This window comes from Chroococcidiopsis sp. CCNUC1 (assembly GCF_023546805.1).
GTDB lineage: Bacteria > Cyanobacteriota > Cyanobacteriia > Cyanobacteriales > Chroococcidiopsidaceae > Chroococcidiopsis > Chroococcidiopsis thermalis.
Genome location: NZ_CP097480.1, coordinates 3,181,826 through 3,199,303, shown reverse-complemented (window position 1 = coordinate 3,199,303; position 17,478 = coordinate 3,181,826). Strand labels below are relative to the sequence as shown.

General features: G+C 44.4%; 18 protein-coding genes. 10 read left to right on the top strand and 8 right to left on the bottom strand.

Annotated elements, in window-relative coordinates; all coding sequences use genetic code 11:
- Positions 1 to 87 precede the first annotated feature (87 nt).
- Entirely contained in the window at positions 88 to 222 is a 135-nt protein-coding gene (locus M5J74_RS32760) for a hypothetical protein (protein ID WP_256498079.1), read from the bottom strand.
- The gene (locus M5J74_RS15000) at positions 192 to 1,055 is read right to left on the bottom strand and encodes a Tab2/Atab2 family RNA-binding protein (protein WP_015154890.1); all 864 of its coding nucleotides are present in this window, start codon (positions 1,053 to 1,055) and stop codon (positions 192 to 194) included. Before M5J74_RS15000 ends, M5J74_RS32760 begins: the two co-directional genes overlap by 31 nt.
- A 710-nt stretch (positions 1,056 to 1,765) precedes the next feature.
- Here M5J74_RS15000 and M5J74_RS14995 point away from each other — a divergent pair.
- Positions 1,766 to 2,065: a ferredoxin gene (locus M5J74_RS14995; RefSeq protein WP_015154889.1), complete on the top strand. Its 300-nt coding sequence runs from the start codon at positions 1,766 to 1,768 to the stop codon at positions 2,063 to 2,065.
- Between the two features lie 29 nt (positions 2,066 to 2,094).
- On the opposite strand, the gene M5J74_RS14990 is transcribed toward M5J74_RS14995, so the two are convergent.
- Positions 2,095 to 3,795 carry a SpoIID/LytB domain-containing protein gene (locus M5J74_RS14990; protein ID WP_015154888.1) on the bottom strand — a complete coding sequence of 567 codons (1,701 nt, stop codon included), beginning with the start codon at positions 3,793 to 3,795 and terminating at the stop codon, positions 2,095 to 2,097.
- Between the two features lie 158 nt (positions 3,796 to 3,953).
- Between M5J74_RS14990 and M5J74_RS14985 the strand changes: the two genes are divergently transcribed.
- From M5J74_RS14985 to M5J74_RS14970, 5 genes are all read left to right on the top strand, one after another.
- Complete coding sequence (locus tag M5J74_RS14985; protein WP_250012158.1) at positions 3,954 to 4,217, top strand: ParB N-terminal domain-containing protein; 264 nt, start codon at positions 3,954 to 3,956, stop codon at positions 4,215 to 4,217.
- A gap of 165 nt (positions 4,218 to 4,382) precedes the next feature.
- Entirely contained in the window at positions 4,383 to 4,949 is a 567-nt protein-coding gene (gene dps / locus M5J74_RS14980; protein WP_250012156.1) for a DNA starvation/stationary phase protection protein Dps, read from the top strand.
- A 79-nt stretch (positions 4,950 to 5,028) separates the two neighbouring features.
- Positions 5,029 to 5,739 (top strand): helix-turn-helix domain-containing protein, encoded by a 711-nt coding sequence (locus M5J74_RS14975; RefSeq protein WP_199755643.1) that lies wholly within the window; start codon positions 5,029 to 5,031, stop codon positions 5,737 to 5,739.
- A gap of 7 nt (positions 5,740 to 5,746) precedes the next feature.
- Positions 5,747 to 5,869, top strand: a complete 123-nt coding sequence (locus tag M5J74_RS32755; RefSeq protein ID WP_256498078.1) for a hypothetical protein — start codon at positions 5,747 to 5,749, stop codon at positions 5,867 to 5,869.
- A gap of 206 nt (positions 5,870 to 6,075) precedes the next feature.
- Entirely contained in the window at positions 6,076 to 6,612 is a 537-nt protein-coding gene (locus M5J74_RS14970) for a Dps family protein (protein WP_015154884.1), read from the top strand.
- Between the two features lie 121 nt (positions 6,613 to 6,733).
- Here M5J74_RS14970 and M5J74_RS14965 read toward each other — a convergent pair whose 3' ends face one another.
- The 4 genes from M5J74_RS14965 to M5J74_RS14950 all read right to left on the bottom strand — a co-directional run bounded on the left by M5J74_RS14965 (position 6,734) and on the right by M5J74_RS14950 (position 10,146).
- Positions 6,734 to 7,531, bottom strand: a complete 798-nt coding sequence (locus M5J74_RS14965; protein WP_015154883.1) for a hypothetical protein — start codon at positions 7,529 to 7,531, stop codon at positions 6,734 to 6,736.
- 140 nt (positions 7,532 to 7,671) lie between these two features.
- Positions 7,672 to 8,700 carry a zinc-binding dehydrogenase gene (locus M5J74_RS14960; RefSeq protein WP_015154882.1) on the bottom strand — a complete coding sequence of 343 codons (1,029 nt, stop codon included), beginning with the start codon at positions 8,698 to 8,700 and terminating at the stop codon, positions 7,672 to 7,674.
- Positions 8,701 to 8,868: 168 nt separating this feature from the next.
- Positions 8,869 to 9,042 carry a hypothetical protein gene (locus M5J74_RS14955; protein WP_015154881.1) on the bottom strand — a complete coding sequence of 58 codons (174 nt, stop codon included), beginning with the start codon at positions 9,040 to 9,042 and terminating at the stop codon, positions 8,869 to 8,871.
- 33 nt (positions 9,043 to 9,075) lie between these two features.
- Positions 9,076 to 10,146: a glycosyltransferase family 4 protein gene (locus M5J74_RS14950; protein WP_250012155.1), complete on the bottom strand. Its 1,071-nt coding sequence runs from the start codon at positions 10,144 to 10,146 to the stop codon at positions 9,076 to 9,078.
- A gap of 342 nt (positions 10,147 to 10,488) precedes the next feature.
- Here M5J74_RS14950 and M5J74_RS14945 point away from each other — a divergent pair, with 342 nt between their 5' ends.
- A complete protein-coding gene (locus M5J74_RS14945; RefSeq protein ID WP_015154879.1) occupies positions 10,489 to 10,908 on the top strand; it encodes a hypothetical protein in 420 nt (139 codons plus the stop codon).
- A gap of 50 nt (positions 10,909 to 10,958) precedes the next feature.
- Here M5J74_RS14945 and hemW read toward each other — a convergent pair whose 3' ends face one another.
- On the bottom strand, positions 10,959 to 12,263 hold the full coding sequence (gene hemW, locus M5J74_RS14940) for a radical SAM family heme chaperone HemW (protein ID WP_250012153.1): 1,305 nt from the start codon (positions 12,261 to 12,263) through the stop codon (positions 10,959 to 10,961).
- Between the two features lie 681 nt (positions 12,264 to 12,944).
- Between hemW and M5J74_RS14935 the strand changes: the two genes are divergently transcribed.
- The 3 genes from M5J74_RS14935 (at position 12,945) to M5J74_RS14925 (ending at position 17,391) form a co-directional block, all read left to right on the top strand.
- The gene (locus M5J74_RS14935) at positions 12,945 to 14,024 is read left to right on the top strand and encodes a PIN/TRAM domain-containing protein (protein WP_015154876.1); all 1,080 of its coding nucleotides are present in this window, start codon (positions 12,945 to 12,947) and stop codon (positions 14,022 to 14,024) included.
- Positions 14,025 to 14,432: 408 nt separating this feature from the next.
- Entirely contained in the window at positions 14,433 to 16,016 is a 1,584-nt protein-coding gene (locus M5J74_RS14930; protein WP_250012145.1) for an apoptosis inducing factor family protein, read from the top strand.
- Positions 16,017 to 16,113: 97 nt separating this feature from the next.
- The gene (locus M5J74_RS14925) at positions 16,114 to 17,391 is read left to right on the top strand and encodes an MFS transporter (protein ID WP_250012143.1); all 1,278 of its coding nucleotides are present in this window, start codon (positions 16,114 to 16,116) and stop codon (positions 17,389 to 17,391) included.
- The last annotated feature ends 87 nt before the right edge of the window (positions 17,392 to 17,478 follow it).

Below are 17,478 nucleotides of genomic sequence, written 5' to 3'. Positions count from 1 at the left end.
AATTCTAGGGAGTCGGGAGTCGGGAGTCGGGAGTCGGGAAAGAGAGTGGTACGTGGTGAGTGGTGCACTCTGGAAGGGGTGTGGGGTTTAGGGTGTAGGGTGTGGAGTTGGTGGTATTCTCTCCCTTGTCTCCCTTGTCTCCCTTGTCTCCCTTGTCTCCCTTGTCTCCCTTGTCTCCCTTATCCCCTCAATTACGGTATAGAGACTTCTTGTAACAGCCAAAAACCGGCGAACGACTCGGTTTGTGGGTTGGACTGCACGGCAATAAAATGTACGCCATTAGCTTGTTGCTTAGCGCTGACAAAAGCTTGAGCTTCTGCTACAGTTTGCGGATTCTTAAGATTAGCCAAGATCCAACTCTCGCTAGCACCAGTTTCTAGCAGCAATCGTGCTACTGGACTAGTTTCCACCCTGATAAAAGCTAATTCGAGTCCAGACATCCATCCCGCTAGCGGTAAGGCTCTTTCTGAGAAAATCAACAGCCCTGGAATTGTTGTTTCTGGTGATAAACCCACCATCTGTAAAGGAAATGCCTCTCCAAAAGCAATTTCCCACTCATCCATATCAGCCAAAGCCGTTGCTTCCAGATTCACAAACGCCCACTGCTGTCCGGTTAGCGCATCTGGTAAGCGCTGTGGTGGAGATGATTCCATCTTGACAGATGGATTTGGTGTAGGTTGATATCCCGGCTCTTGCGGATAAACTTCATCCATCCGTTCTTTTAGCAATTGCAGTAGCGCCAGAGTGCGGCGACTTGGTTGGGCTGGAATGCCCAAATCTTTACAAGCTTTAGTAATCATATTATTCATCTGGCGACGGAAAAAGCGAAACTTCGTAGGTGCAGTTCCAGCTTTTGCCATTGCCTCTTGTAATGCCGTCCGCAACCAAGCAGAATTCACTTGGGTGCTGGGACAATACTGGGCATACCGAAACAGGCGAGTGGGATCGGTGCGCGTATCCAAAGGACTCTCGCACACCACAACCTCCCAAACTTTCTTTTGGTTCTCATCCAAGATTGGACGGGAGTAGAAATCTATCTCCCAAATGCTACCCATGAACTATCATTACGATTTCTTTACTTCACCTAACATCAACATACACGTTTTCTGACACTTATTAGTCAGTAGTGAGTGGTGAGTCAGTTATCAGCGACCAGTTATTAGTAATTTCTCCTCTGCCCCTATACATCTAAAGCCCCTCTGCTCTCTTTCCCCTACTCCCTACTCCCTACTCCCTGCTCCCTGTTAACTGATACAGAATTGATTATTAAAAAAATATTAACTATAAGAGTGCTTTATATATTTAGGAATGAGTCGTCTTTATTTATAAGCATTACTTATTAGTTTGCAACAACTAAATTCCTTTACTAATCAGGCTTGGATCGGCGTTACAAGCGAGAATTTTTCTCGTAGTATCAGAGATGTGATCGAATAAACGCGGCAAAGCTGTTTAGCAGCAACCCGTACTGTTTGACGCATCCCAAAGCTAGATTTTGGGATATTCAACGAGTTCCTTGCCTTGGTGAGGAGCAGGTGCGGTCGTGCCAAATTTCAGGTCGCGAACGCGATCTCTTAGGGTATGGGAGCGACCAACGCATGGTTGCTGAAAAGTGATAGAAAGAGGCGTTTCGTCTCGACTTTCTGTCCGCCCACGCTCAGACTAAAGAGCTGCGATCTTCCTCCCGCGATCGCCAATTTGGAGGGCGACTCGTTGAGAGGACAGGGATACCTTATTTTATCCTGCCGTCTATAAAGAGGACAACTAAATGGCAACTTACAAAGTCACATTAATCAACGAGGCAGAAGGGCTAAATACCACGATTGATGTGGATGACGATACCTATATTCTGGACGCAGCTGAAGAAGCTGGGTTAGATTTACCATATTCCTGTCGTGCTGGTGCTTGCTCTACCTGTGCGGGCAAAATGGTCTCTGGAACTGTAGACCAGTCCGACCAATCTTTCTTGGATGACGATCAGATCGAAGGCGGCTACGTACTAACCTGCGTAGCATATCCTACTTCTGACTGTACGATTGAAACACACAAAGAAGAAGAACTTTACTAAGTTTGTAAGGGCAAGGCATTGCCTTGCCCTTACTCTATTCTCCACTCCCTAATTTGCGTCCCAGGATAGTAAAAGTTGAGGATGCGATCGCTCTTCCACCCCTGTTTAGCCAAACCACTTGCACCTGTTTGGCTAAGACCAACTCCATGTCCTAAGCCACCACCGACAAAAGCATAGCCTTGGAGGGCATTTTCTCCTTTGGTTTGGTCGTGTAAGGGTTCTAAATAAAATAGAGTGCTTCTCGGTGCAGAAAAAGCACTGCGAATTTCATCTTTTTCTAGAAAAATATTACCGCGATCGGTTTGAACGGCGAGTTTGATAATTCTACCTCCAGGCGATCGCTGCGCCACTTGTATTTGTTGAATGCTGCTGAAGTTAGCCAGCGGACTGCGATTCTTGGTTAAAAATTTCTGCAAGTCTTGGGTAAGTTGCTCGATACTGCTTTCTCTACGCCAGCGAAACAGCCGCGTTCCCGCTTCGTTGAATCCTCGCTGCATGTTGATAAAACGTTGAAAGTTGTTTTCATCGGCAAGGCTCTGACGCGATAAATTCCAAACGCTGTACGCGGAATCTACCAAAGATTTTAGATAAGGTTTATCTGAGCCATTCCAAACATCGCTAAAAACAGCCGTTACTCCACCTGTTGTAGAAGAATAGAGTGCGTCAACTAACTCGTTGTTATAAGTTAGCACCTTATTTCTAGTTGCTAAAATTGCTCTGTCTGCATTACGATCGGTATCTTTTAAGCCCACATAAACTTGACAATGAGTATCGGCGCTCAGTTCGTACCCGTCGATCGCAAAACGGCGCAAATTCCGTAAGGCATACGTTCGAGCAATAATGGTTTGCGCTTCGATCGCGGCGTAAGGTACATTTCTGCCAATTTCGTGGGGTACGACTCCCCGTAAATAGGTTTCAAGAGGCACGTCGTTGACTAAGGTATAAGTCCCGTAGGCATTCGGTTGCAGTTGCAATTTTCCGGCAAAGGGAATTCCATATTTGTCTTCTTTGCCTTGGCGAACTTGGATTAAATTTTTATTTGTACTCACTTCCAGGCGATCGCTACTATAACGATTACCGTTGACTTCCCAACTTACAATCGGCACTTGCTGCAAAATGCGGCTGTCTAAATGTGCAGTTTTCTTACCTTGAAGTTGAACGCTACTGAGCAACATGCGACGCAGAAACGGTGTGTTGTAAACTTGGCGTTTTGCCCACACTTGCCATTGTTCCGGCTGAGCAATTTCTGTCTCAATCCCTAAGGCACGCCATTGCTTTGCCGCGTCTTCCGCAGTCTCAAAGCTACGGTGAGTGCTAAGAACTACCCGCTCTTGCAATACGGGTGTTACTAAAGTTTGCATCTGCACTACTAATTTGACATTGTTGGCGCTGAGCTGAGTTTCCTGCGGTCGCACTGTTTTATTTTGAGTTTGAGTTCGGCTGCTAAATTTGAGCTGGAGGCGATCGCCTGGTGTTGCTTGCAGCGTCAATTCATCTGTCAGTTCATCTCCAAAGCGCTGCACCACGCCAACTTTGAGTTGTGTCTCTTCACCCCGCGCTGCCAAAGTTGCAGTAGCCAATCCCATCCAGCAGGCGATCGTCAGTACGCCGTAGAAGAGAGCTGAGGGAGCTGAGGGAGAACTTGAATATATTCTTTTAACTTTCAACTTTTGACCTTTGACTTTTGACCTTTGACTTTTAACTTTTGACTTAAAAATATTTCTTTCCATTGGTATAAACGTGTAGGTGCGATGTCTGATAGATCTAACCTAGTTTCTCCATCAAATTTATCTCTCTTTAGTTGAGTTGCAGCAGAAGTGCAAATATATGTTGCATAATAAAGTCATAACGAGTATGATTTAGAAAGAGGTGATGCAAAGCGATAGACATGACAAAAGTACAAGAGATTCCCTTGAATCAGATTCGGCGACCTTTGCCACGGGAGAACGACCAGCAGAAGGTTAAAGCACTGATGGAGTCAATTCAACAGATCGGACAGCAAGAGCCAATTGACGTACTGGAAGTGGAAGGACAATACTACGGTTTCTCTGGCTGCCATCGCTACGAAGCTTGTCAGCGTTTGGGGAAAGAAACAATCCTTGCCAGAGTGCGCAAGGCTCCCCGTGCAGTTCTGAAGATGCACATGGCTTAATCAGTGACCAGTGACTAGTAACCAGTTATCAATGAAGAGTAGTTAGTGAAATACTCCCGATCGCTAAATGCTGAACGAGAAATTAAAAATTGAATTGTGAAGTACCTTCCTAGAGCAATATCGCTCTAAGCTAAGAAAATCGAGTAAACCACTGAGTAGAGGCATATGAGTACCAATTATCAACAACATCAACGTCGCTTATACCCCACTCGCATCGATCTTCCGACCGACACTCGCTTGCAAGTGGTAGAGCTACTTAATCAAACCCTGGCTGCTACCACCGATTTGAAAACTCAGTTGAAGCAGGCACACTGGAACGTGAAGGGGACAGATTTCTTTCAACTGCATGAATTATTTGATGAGATTGCTACTGAGGTTGAAGGATATATTGACCTGTTCGCCGAAAGGATTACAGCTCTTGGTGGCTATGCAGTAGGAACAACTCGCGCTGCTGCCCAGTTTTCGATATTGCCAGAGTATCCTTACGAGATCAACAGTGGAGAAGATCACGTTGCAGCTTTAGCAGACCGCTTAGCAATCTATGGCAAGCACCTACGAGAAGCGATCGATAAAACTGGGGAAGTCAACGACGCAGACACCAACGATATGTACGTAGAAGTCTCCCGTACTATCGATATGCGGTTGTGGTTCCTAGAAGCACATTTGCAACCAACTGGACGGTTGACAGAACAAGATGGAGCTGCTACGAAACAACCAGTTGCCGTTAAATAATTTGTAGGGGCGGTTTTTTTTGGAGACCCCCTGTACTAGAGTCAATAATTCTGCAATTAAACCCGCCCGTACGGGAGCCATGAGTGGCATAATCGCATATAGCCGATCGCCTACCCATTGCTCAAAATTGATTCAACATCAACTCTCGTCAAGTCAAGATTACACCCATGCGTTGCAGCAAATGATGCAGCGGGTGGGTGTTTCCAGTTATAAGACACTTTCCCAACAAGCAAGGGTATCTGAAAAACAAATTCGCAAGCTGCGGCGGGGAGAGATCGAGCAAATGCGGGTAGATGTTTTACTCAAGCTCAGTCAAGCGTTAGGGGTATCATTGTGGGAGCTAATTGCTACTTTCTCGGCGATCGCGCCTAATGTTAAAGTAGCACCCCATGAGAATTCACCACCAATTGCCGAATTAAAAAGAGAATACGATCGCTTGCAAGCAGAACTAGCCAAACAAAAACAGGAACTTAGAAAAGAATTTCAATTAGCCAGTTTACAGGCGATCGAATCTTGGTTGTTGCAATGGCCCACAGCCGCCCAAAAAGCTAAGGAAAACCCAGATTTAGCAGCAGTCAAACTGTTACCATTGGTAAAACCAATCGAGCAATTATTGCAACAATGGGATGTAGAAGCGATCGCGCCTGTTGGGGCTGAAGTAAAATACGATCCCCAACTACATCAACTACTATCAGGTAGCGCCCAGTCAGGTGAAACAGTCATCGTGCGTTACACGGGCTATCGCCAAGGTGAAAAGCTGCTCTATCGAGCCAAGGTCAACCCAATGTAAGGAGTGAGTGAGGGGCAAGGGGGGAAGGGAGGCAAGGGAGACAAGGGAGACAAGGGGGACAAGGGAGACAAGGGAGACAAGGGAGACAAGGGAGAGGGGGGAGACAAGGGAGACAAGGGAGAAACTATAGCCACTAGCCACTAGCCACTAGTCACTAGCCACTTCTACACCCTTTTTCTTCACGCTCTTACTGACAACTGATAACTGATAACTGTTCCTAAGTAGCTCAAAGCCTTATCAGAAGGACGATTACATAATCTCCCCTATGGCTGATGCCCAGACTGGGGTTAATTTGTTGCACTAGAAGAGGAGTAAGAGAGCAGACAATAATACATTATGCGTAAGCTAAACATCGGTTTATCTGAAGAACAACGCACAGGCGTAATCGAATTGTTGAACAAAGATCTAGCGAATTCCTATCTGCTACTGATCAAAACTAAAAAATTCCATTGGGATGTTGTTGGTCCCCAGTTCCGTTCTCTGCATGAGTTATGGGAAGAACAATATCAAACCTTGACAGAAACCATTGATTCTGTGGCTGAACGAGTTCGTGCCTTAGGTGGTTTTCCTGTAGGTACAGCAAAAGGCTTTGTAGAGTATGCTTCTATCCAAGAGCAAGCTGATAATGTACCCCTAGCAACTGAAATGGTAGCTCAGTTGGTAGACGATCATGAGCTAATCATTCGTAACCTGCGCGAACATATCGACAAATGTTCTGAAGAGTTTCATGACGAAGGTACGGCTGACTTCTTGACTGGTTTGATGGAAGGTCACGAAGAAATGGCTTGGATGCTACGTTCCTTCATTGAAGGTGAAGCACTGCAAGCAGATGGTAAGAAGTCGGAATTAGATAAAGTCCCTGCTATGCGTTAGTTGGATTTAGCTATAGTTTGTGAGTAAAAAAGGCAACAGATAGACTCTGTTGCCTTTTGTGTTAGGGCGAATTGAATTCGTAGCGATACAAATAAGGTGGACGTTGCCCACCCTACAGTTTTCAGATTCGATGGGTGAATAAATCTTTACTCTTGGTCGATCGCTGGGTGCGAAAACTTACGTTAACTCCTTCGTTAGATTGCTCCATTAATAGTAAAGGCGTAGGTTTTGCTTTTTGATCCCAGTGGATATATACCAATCTTCCTTGAATGGTCGGTTGCCAGTTGTCGTGGTCTTCAGCAGGGCTGAGATAAGTTTCAATACAATCAATAATATCTTTAACTGTGGCAGAAGTTGTTTGGATTGGTAATTTGGCTAAGCGAATTTGCACGCGAAATAAAACGCATTTATTTTTTTGAATTGTGGCTCCAGTTTCATATTCCACTTCGACAATCTCATCGACTTGCTTTCCCCCACTACTACCAGCAATTCCTACAACTCCTGCATTGTTATTAGCAGGACGCAGGGCTTGAGAGATTTTATCTTTGATCTTGGCTTTAATTTGACTGATGATGGCAAAATGGAAAACCTCTTCCGCCATCCGCATTCGTAAATAATCGAGATTGAGTTCGCGAGAATTAATTAAATCTGGGTTTTCCTCAATTCTCCGAATAGTTTCTAGAGCTAGCTTTAATTGTTTTTGTGTCTCTTGAGTGCGGAATTGTTCTATTCTCACTTTTTTTTCTAGCTGCTGGAATTTCAGCTTGCCAAAAACAGCAAGACCAACTAGTAAGATGAAAAGTCCGCCAGAAGCAGATGCCCAAAGAACGGGAAACTCAGCAGGTGGAGGTGATATAGCTTGAGTTTTTATAGATTTTGGCTTAACTGATGCTTGAGCGAAAAGCAGTGGGAGTGACATTTTAGGCGATCGCAAGAACTTGATTCCTATTTCTTAGGATGCCCAAAATCAGTTGTTAGTTATCAGTGACTAGTGACTCGTGGCTGGTGGCTAGAAAGGAGTCAAGCCACTGGTTCCATCAGCCACTAGCCGCTCACGACTCACTTAGGATAAATAGCAACTTTGATAACTTGCCGTTGCTGCATATCGTGAAATACTTGTTCTAGGTCTTGTAGCGGACGGCGATCGCTAATGAGTAACTCGAAGGGAATTTCTCGACTGGCGAGTAGGGCTAAGGCGGCGCGGACGTATTTTGGCGTGTTGTGAAATACGCCTTTAAGTGTAAGTTCGCTGTAGTGCAGTTGTTCCGTATCTACGGTAATTGTGGTATCTCTGGGACAACCCCCGAAAAGATTGACTGTCGCCCCAGGTCTCGCGCAGGCGATCGCAGTTTCCCAAACGCTGGGGATTCCGGTAGCTTCTATAACGACATCTGCGCCCCATCCATCTGTTTGTGCTTTGACTACGGCGGGAACATCTGCTAGTTGACGGTAGTTGTAAGTTTGGGCTGCACCGAATTTTTCCCCGATTTGCAATCGGCGATCGCGTCCGCCAAACAACATTACCTGTACCGATTGCTGGGCTAAGACTGCAACAAACATTAACCCAATCGCCCCATCACCCAACACGACGACGCGATCGCCTGTTTTTACGTTCGACCTAGCAATTCCGTGCAGCACGCAAGCCAAAGGTTCTGTCAGCGCCGCTAATTCATCCGGTAAGGTAGGAGGAATTGCTAGAAGATTGTGTTGGACAATTGGGGCGGGAATTTTCAGGTATTGCGCAAATGTACCGTTATTCCAAGTTAAGTTGAGACACAGGGAATATTCTTGTCGTTGACAGAAAAAGCATTTCATGCATGGGGCAGAATTATTCGCAACAACGCGATCGCCCACTTGCCAATTCTTGACCTCTGCACCCACCTCGACAATTCGTCCAGCTGCCTCATGTCCGAACAAAGTTGGTGGTTTGAGCATTTTGGCATGTCCGCCCCGTCGCCATACCTTGAGGTCTGTCCCGCAGGTTGTTGCTGCTGTGACTTCTAATATGACCTCTCCCGTTCCTGGGTTAGGTTCGGCGACTTGTTCTAAACGCAAGTCTTCTCGACCGTATAGCACCGCAGCTAGCATTTTTTCTAGTGTTTAACTTCTGCGGTTGATTGTATCAAAGAGTCGGGAATCGGTAGGAGCGGGTTTGGCAACCCGCCCGTACGGGAGTCGGGAGTGGGTAATTAGTAATTGGTAGTTGGTAGTTGCCCCTCTACTCCCCTGCTTCCTTGTCCGCCTCGTCTTTTGACTCTAACTCATCACTTCTACCTTCTCAGAAATATTAGTTTCTACGGGAGTTCGTTCGATCCCCAAAATGGGGATTTCTTGCCGACAGTGAGTGCAAAACCAGTAAACTTTTCCATATCGGATGTGCCGTAGTAAAGTATTATCGCAACATGGACAAGCTTGAGTTTTCCTATTCATACTTGGTTATCTCCGGATCAAAAAGAAAAATATTTATGAAAGAGCAAGATTCTGAGAGAGAATGCGCCCATTTTGAGCAATGCGGTTAGTGAGTAATTCTTGATAAGCTGCTTCGTAACCATCTACCATTTGGGCGATCCCAAAGTGCTGCTCTACATATTCTCGGCAAGTCTGGCGGTTGAGTTCTAAAGCTTGAGGTATGGCAGCAACCATTTCTTCAATAGTGTTACAAATAAATCCAGACTTCCCAGGAGAAATGACCTCTGGTACGGAACCTCTATTCAAACCAATGACTGGCGTGCCTGTTGCCATCGACTCTACCATGACTAAGCCAAATGGTTCGTCCCAGGTAATCGGAAATAGAGTTACAGATGCATTGCCAAGTAATTCGATTTTTTGAGCGCGATTGACTTCTCCAATATATTCAATATGCTTACCATCAATTTGTGGCGCAATTTCTTGTTCAAAAAAGGAGCGATCGTTAGCATCAATTTTGCCTGCAATCTTCAGCGGTAAACCTGTCTGCTTAGCAACTGCGATCGCGTGGTGCGGTCCTTTTTCTGGTGACAGTCGCCCTAGAAAAGCAAGATAAGATGGTTCTTGGGGTTGGGCAAAGAAAGAATACTTTTCGACATCGATCCCGTTATATACAGTTCGCAAATAATTGAGATCTAATTGCCTTTGGGCATTACTAATACTGATATATGGTTGTTTGTGATATAGCTGAAAGAGTTTGCTATTTTCTGGCGTAAAGTTACCGTGTAGCGTGTGGATAGTTGGTGTTTTGACTCGGGAAGCAATTGCCAATACTGCCAAGCCTATGTGAGAGTGAATCAGATCGAATTCTGCCGCTCTTTCATAAACTTGACTGATTTCCAACATCTCATAGACTGTATAGTCTTTGATGTCTGGATCTAAACGGATAGCATGAGGACATACTGCTTCTAAGCAAGCCAAAGTTTGAGAGTCGCCAGAAGCAAATAATGTTACCTCATGACCGCGACGTACTAATTCGTCAGTCAACTGACTCACAACTAATTCTGTACCCCCGTAGGTAAGCGGTGGTACTCTCTCCCACAAAGGCGCAACTTGAGCAATTTTCATAGTTAATTGCGATCGCTGAGTAGTAAGATAGAAAAAAGTGGTATGAAATGATGAATTTTCCAGCCAGCGCAAGTATTAGTACTTAGCATGGTTAATTTTTACATACCATGAAAAACGGAATGCGAACAACCAAACTGGGCTTGTTTTTTTGGTAAAGTTCACTACAAGTCTAGGATTCTAATTTAAGTCTTACTAACGTGTAGAGCCATCTATCCACGGGATCATCTGTATGTCTACCTCACAGCAATTGTGGGTAGAGAGGAAATCGTAATTTCACACCTAATTCGCTCTAAAAATTCCCCGCAATAGTTAAAATAAGCTACCTCTATTTAGAGCAAGACAGTGAGAAAAAAGTGGCGATCGCATCCAATTTTTGTATCTTTGTGCGTTTGTTTGGGATTTGCTACCGAAGCATGGGCAGATCAATGCGCTTACGTTAGTAAAGAACAAGCTTTAGCAGCAGTTTCTAGATTGCAAGTCGGTCAAACTATATATCAGTTATGCGAACCTTGTGGCGATCGCATTCCCAACCAAATCGCGATCCAAGATTTAGCAGCTGCAACGACAGGCAGTCAGGATTACTGGGAGGTGAGAGTCAACGGCGCGAATGTTGACTTGGCATATATTTTTGTAGATAACGAAGCTGCCAATCAAAAAATCAACTTAGCTGTAGCGGTTGGCTGTCCGGCTAGAGATGTGAGTGTTGTCTTACCAGAAAAAAAACCCAGTCGTCGTCCCGCGCCGCAAAGGAGTGACTGGTAAAAACGCTTTGTAGAGACGTTACATGTAACGTCTCTACAAAGCTCACTTCTCTATTCCAACTTCTCAAATAAATCTGCTAAAACAACGTTGGAAAATAGAAATCCTTGCGGATCGGTTAACCGTAATCGCCAATCGCCTACGAGGTTCTCGCCGTAAAACATGTTGCCAATGACTTTGTTCCAGCCTTTTGCATAAAAAGGTTGGGCAATCGCCCCTGTCATTGCTATCCAGCCCTGATGCTGATATGGTTGCAAGCAAGTCCAAATTTGTTGTATCTTGTCATCTCCAAATTGAGATAATGCAGATAAACTGACTCCCTCTTTCAACCTTAAGCCCAACATCAAAATGTCTAGTAAAACTTCCTCCGGTGGAGTTTGAGGACAATCTAACACTCCTCCAGCAGCGATAAAATTTTCTACCCAGTCAGAGTATTCTTTAGTTTTGCGAGGACGGGTAAATCTTTGATTGTTGGTGTAGCTGGCTGCACCCATACCAAAACCGTAGTAGGGGCGGTTTTCCCAATAAGTTCGATTGTGACGACATTGATAGTTTGGCTGGGCGTAGTTGGAAATTTCGTAGTGATCGTATCCAGCCTTTGTCAGAGTTTGCTGGGCAAGACAATACATTTGCACTGTCAGTTCGTCTGAAGGCAATGGACTTGCCCCCGATTGATAGTAGCGTCCGAAAACTGTTCCCGGCTCAATGGTTAAGTCGTAAATTGAAATATGATTGGGTGCGATCGCAACTGCTTTTAAGAGCGATTCTTGCCACTGTTCTAGAGTTTGGCGAGGTAATCCAGAAATCAGATCGAGACTGAAATTTTGCACTTTAGCCTGACGAAATAATTCTACAGCTTGCCAAATGTCATTCAGATCGTGCGATCGCCCGCAAGCTTGCAACAATTCTGACTGAAATGCTTGTACGCCCAGACTGAAGCGATTTACCCCAGCCGATAAGTATGCTTGGAGTTGGGCGAGGGTAAACGTACCTGGATCGATCTCCATCGAAATTTCTGCTTGAGGAGAGATCCCAAATTGACGTTCGAGCCTTGCTAAAATTTGAGCTAGCTGACTGCTAGATAATAATGAAGGCGTTCCACCGCCAAAAAAAATTGTTTCTAAAGGTTTGCCTAAAGCTGGTGTAGCAGCAATCTCTTGAGACAAAATCTGCACGTAATGAGAAATCGTACCAGATGTCTCACCCCGCAAACGATCCCCCACAACGGAAATTGGAAAATCGCAATAGTAGCAGCGCCGCCGACAGAATGGGATATGTATGTAGGCTGCACTGGGAATACCTGAATGCGCTAATTCTAAAGTTAAGTTTCGTGGAGTCAGATTTAATCTGGTAGTCACGGTAAAAAGTTGCGATCGCAAAACAACAGGAATGAATAAATTCTTTTGATTTTGATAGTGTCTTTTTGCTTTACTAGTTGACTTCGCTAGTAAGAATCATACCAAAAATGGGTAGCTCCATATACTAAATCTCTATAGTTTTTAGGGCAAAAGAACTCGAATCGCAGCTAGAATCTTGTCTTTAGAGATATCTAAGAATTCCTGTTTCTGTTACTCAGATTGACCCAAAATATCGGTAAGTTTACGCTTGAGACTGAAAGTGGGAATCGATAACTTGAGATTTGTCAATAAATATTTACAAAAAAGAATAGAAAATAGGAGAGAAGGGAGACATGAAGAATGAATTTAAAAATTATAGTTGTAGATTTAAAGCTCGGTAATCTAAAAAGAATTATGCCAAAAGGAAGAGAACCACAGATATTGGGAAAGAAAAAATAGACTTGAACTACATTTTCGCTCCATTGTGTCTCCTGTCTTCCTTGTCTCCTGTCTCCTGCTTAACAAACTATTTTTTAACAATCTTCTTGTTAAGAGTAGTATTAACCGTCGCGATCGGACAGCACCTCATAACCTCAAGGTTATATCATAGAGCCAGTATCGATAAATTGCTGATTCTCATACCAACCCAGACAGGGGAATCCAAGCAATGGAGTATAACCCCAATTCAATTGGACTTAACCAATGCTGGACGCAATCATAATTATTACATTCATCATAGCAGGAGCCGGAATCGGCTTCTACAGCATAGAGCTGCTGCCAGAAACCGTGCAGCGGCAAGTTACCAATCTCGATGCGCTACGATTAGTCATCGCTGTTTTTGCGGCGATGATTGGTGGTGGAGTCGGACTGAGTTTTCAAACAACCTATCGCCGTCTCGAAACCAAAGTTCGAGAGATGCCAGTTGACGTTTTATTAACACGCGCAATTGGCATGGTGCTGGGGCTATTAATCGCCAACTTAATGCTAGCCCCCCTCTTTCTGCTACCGATTCCCCAAGATTTTAGCTTTATCAAGCCCCTAGTAGCGGTTTTGGGTAGCGTCCTTTTCGCTTTTACAGGGATCAATCTGGCTGACATCCACGGACGGACGTTCTTACGGTTGATCAATCCCAATTCAGTTGAGACGATGTTAGTCGCAGAGGGAACGCTAAAACCTGCGGCAACTAAGGTTTTGGATACGAGTTGTATTATCGACGGTCGAATCGAAACGCTGCTAGCTACCGGATTTCTAGAAGGACAAATTCTCGTTCCACAGTTCGTCATTCAAGAATTGCAACAACTAGCAGATGGGGCAAAAGACCTCAAACGATTGCGGGGTAGGAGGGGGTTAGAGATTCTCAACCGCATCCAAGCAAGTTATCCAGAACGCATTGCCATCCATTCGACTGACTACGAAGATGTGCCTACAGTAGATGCTAAGTTAGTACGGTTCGTGCAGGAGATCAACGGTACTCTTTTGACCAACGACTACAACTTGTCTCAGGTAGCGAGTTTACAGAAAATACCCGTGTTGAATCTCAACGATCTGGTACAATCCCTGCGTCCGAGTTATTTGCCAGGAGACAACATCGATCTGAAGATCCTCAAGGAAGGCAAAGAACCTAGTCAAGGCATAGGCTACCTAGAGGATGGGACGATGGTAGTTGTCGAGGACGGTAGTAGCTATATTGGTGGCGAATTGCGCGTTGTTGTAACGAGTGCTTTACAAACCTCGGCGGGAAGAATGATCTTCGCCAAACCACAAGCATCAGCTTATGCTTAATGGTTACAGGAAGTAAAACGGGGAATATGGGGCGCAAGCTTCGGACAAAATTCTGCGATCGGTGTGGGCAACCCGCACCGATTTTGTTTCGGGTACAATACGACGAGTCGGCAACTTGGGTTTTCGTATGTGAGAGTTGTTGGACTATCGTGAGTCAGGATAATCCTTTTTACCGCTATGGTGGCACTTGGAAAGCACGGAAAAGGAATTAAACGTGTAGAGACGTTGCACGTAACGTCTCTACACATTTAACGTTTCTACATGATTTCTTTCCCTAGAGGGTGTAAATGTGGAGCGATCGCCAGATAGTCTACGGTAGGGATGCGATTCAATACACCTCGGTTATCGATTCAAAGATCTTGAAGATCCCCCAACCCCCTCCTGAATAAATTCAATTTCTGTGTAATTATGCCGCAGTTGGAAGCCGTCGTTGCGAATATCAACGATTTGCAAAATGGGGAAATGCGACAAGTCTCTGTAGGTGAGACTGATGTATTATTGGTACGTCTAGCAGATAAGTATTACGCCCTGGGGGCATATTGTACCCACTACCAAGCACCGCTAGCAGAAGGGGTATTGTGCGACAACCATGTTGTTTGTCCCTGGCACAATGCATACTTCGATTTGACGACAGGCGAACAGCAAGAACCTCCAGGCTTAGATTCTCTACAAAAATATGAAGTCAAAATAGAAGGCGATCGCATTATTGTTAGTATTCCAGAAAATGCTGCTGGGCGCAGGCAGCCGAATCTGGCTGAGTATAACCCTGAAGATAAACGCACGTTTGTCATTTTAGGCGCAGGGGCAGCAGGGGCGCACGCCGCCGAGACGTTAAGAGTGGCGGATTATCAGGGACGAATCGTGATGGTGACGCAGGATGACCGATTACCATACGATCGCACTTGGTTGAGTAAGGATTACTTGACGGGTAAAGTGACTCAAGATGATATGCCACTGCGATCGGCTCAATTTTACCAAGATTGCCACATTGAAGTCTGGCTGAATAAACAGGTAGTGCAAGTTGATGTTAGTAGTAAATCGATCTCATTTGCCGATGGCGAGTCGCTGCAATATGATGCCTTACTGTTAGCCACAGGTGGTAAGCCACGCCAACTTAACGTTCCTGGTAGCGACTTGCAAAATATCTTTACCGTTCGCAGCTTTGCCGATACCGATCGCATTTTAGCGGCAGCAGGTAATGCAAAACGGGCTGTCGTTATCGGGTCTAGTTTTATTGGCATGGAAGCCGCTTCTGGATTAACTCAACGGGGTTTAGAGGTGACGGTAGCATCCCCCTCTACCTTACCTTTTGAAAAGATTCTAGGGGCGGAAATTGGCAAGCTATTTCAACAAGTTCATGAGGAAAACGGCGTAAAGTTCCATCTGGGGAGAAAAGCGACTCAGATTGAGGGCGACGGTAAAGTTGAAGCTGTAGTGTTAGATAATGGCGATCGCTTGGATGCCGATCTCGTTGTAGTAGGAATTGGGGTTCAACCTGCAACTGAATTTTTGCAAGGGTTGGAGTTACACCCGAAGGATGGAAGCGTCCAAGTCAATGAGTATTTGCAAGCTGCTGATGGCGTTTATGCTGCGGGTGACATTGCCAGATATCCAGACTGGCGGACGGGAGAACCCACGCGGATCGAACATTGGCGGGTTGCGGCACAACACGGGCGCATTGCTGCTTACAATATGGCGGGACAGCAGGTGAAGTATCGTGGCGTACCGATTTTTTGGACGATGCAATTTCAGTTTCCCTTACGATATGTCGGACACGCGGAACAATGGGATGAAATTATCTTTCAGGGTGACTTACAGCAACGGGAGTTTCTGGCATTTTACGTCCAGGGCGATCGCGTTTTAGCTGCTGCGGCAAGTCAAAGGGATACGGAGGCTGCTGCAATTGTAGAATTGATGCGCTTGGATCGAATGCCTGCGCCAGATGAATTGCGTCGTCCCGATTTAGATTTGGTGGGAATATTGCGATCGTAGGGGCGGGTTCACCCGAAGATTTTACTTCAACACCGATATCTGAATAAACCCACCCTTGATTTACGTAATTTTTGACGATTTTAATATTTCAATACAAATGAATGCAGATAATTTATTCAGCCGAGTGTCTTCCCCTTGGCTGTTTGTCCCAACGCTATATTTTGCCGAGGGTGTTCCTTACGTCATCATCAACAATGTTTCTGTAATTTTCTACAAGCAATTAGGTGTAGATAATACCCAGATTGCTTTTTGGACGAGTTTTTTATATTTGCCTTGGGTATTAAAGATGTTTTGGGGACCAATTGTAGATGGTTACGCCACTAAAAGAAAGTGGACGATCTACACTCAATTGGGTATGACTATCTGTTTATTAAGTTTAGCTTACTCGTTTCAAGTTTCCAACTTCTTTTTAGTTTCTCTACTAATTTTAGGAATTGGAGCATTCATTTCAGCCACACATGATATTGCTGCTGACGGTTTTTATATGTTAGCTCTTGAACGAGATGCACAAGCATTTTTTGTTGGTATTCGCTCGACATTTTACAGATTCGCCACAATTTTTGCTTCTGGAATTGTTGTCTTTTTGGCAGGACAATTAGAGCTAGAATTGGAAGATATTGCTTTAAGTTGGACGATCGCGATCGCGCTATCGTCTGTCATTTTTGCTGCGCTCGTTATTTTTCATTGGTTTCTTTTACCTATCCCTACTAATGATATAGAGCAAAAAGTCTCAGTTAAGACAATTTTTAGCTTTTACACTCAAACTGTTCGGTCTTACTTTAATCAATCAAAAATTCTGGCAGTTCTGGCTTTTATTCTCTTTTACAGATTTGGAGAGGGAATGTTAGTAAAAATATCTGCTCCTTTTTTGTTGGATGAAACCGCAGTTGGAGGACTAGGGCTTTCTACTTCAGATGTCGGATTAGCTTACGGAACTATCGGAACTTTTGCCTTGGTGTTAGGTGGAGTAATTGGTGGCATATTAATTGCTGAATTTGAGCTTAGAAAAATAATTTGGTGGATGGCGATCGCTCTGAATTTACCTAACTTATTTTATGTTTATATGGCTTACACTCAGCCTGCGATTACATTAGTTTATGTATTAGTAGCTATAGAGCAATTCGGTTATGGATTGGGGATGGCAGCTTATAGCGTTTATTTAATTTATATTGCCAAGGAAGAATACAAAACCTCTCATTTTGCTATTTCTACAGGCATTATGGCTTTGGGAATGATGATCCCTGGATTCATCAGCGGCTATCTTCAGCAGGTTTTAGGCTATCCCATGTTTTTTATTTTGATATGTTTTTTAGCAATCCCAGGAATATTCACCCTTTATTTTATTCCTCTAGATTTAGAAAAGTGTGATAGATAATACTAAAAAAAATCAATCTAAAAATAAACTAGCGAGTTGGGCTATAACTCTTGAGATGGATGCTGATAAAAATGTTCGTACATTACT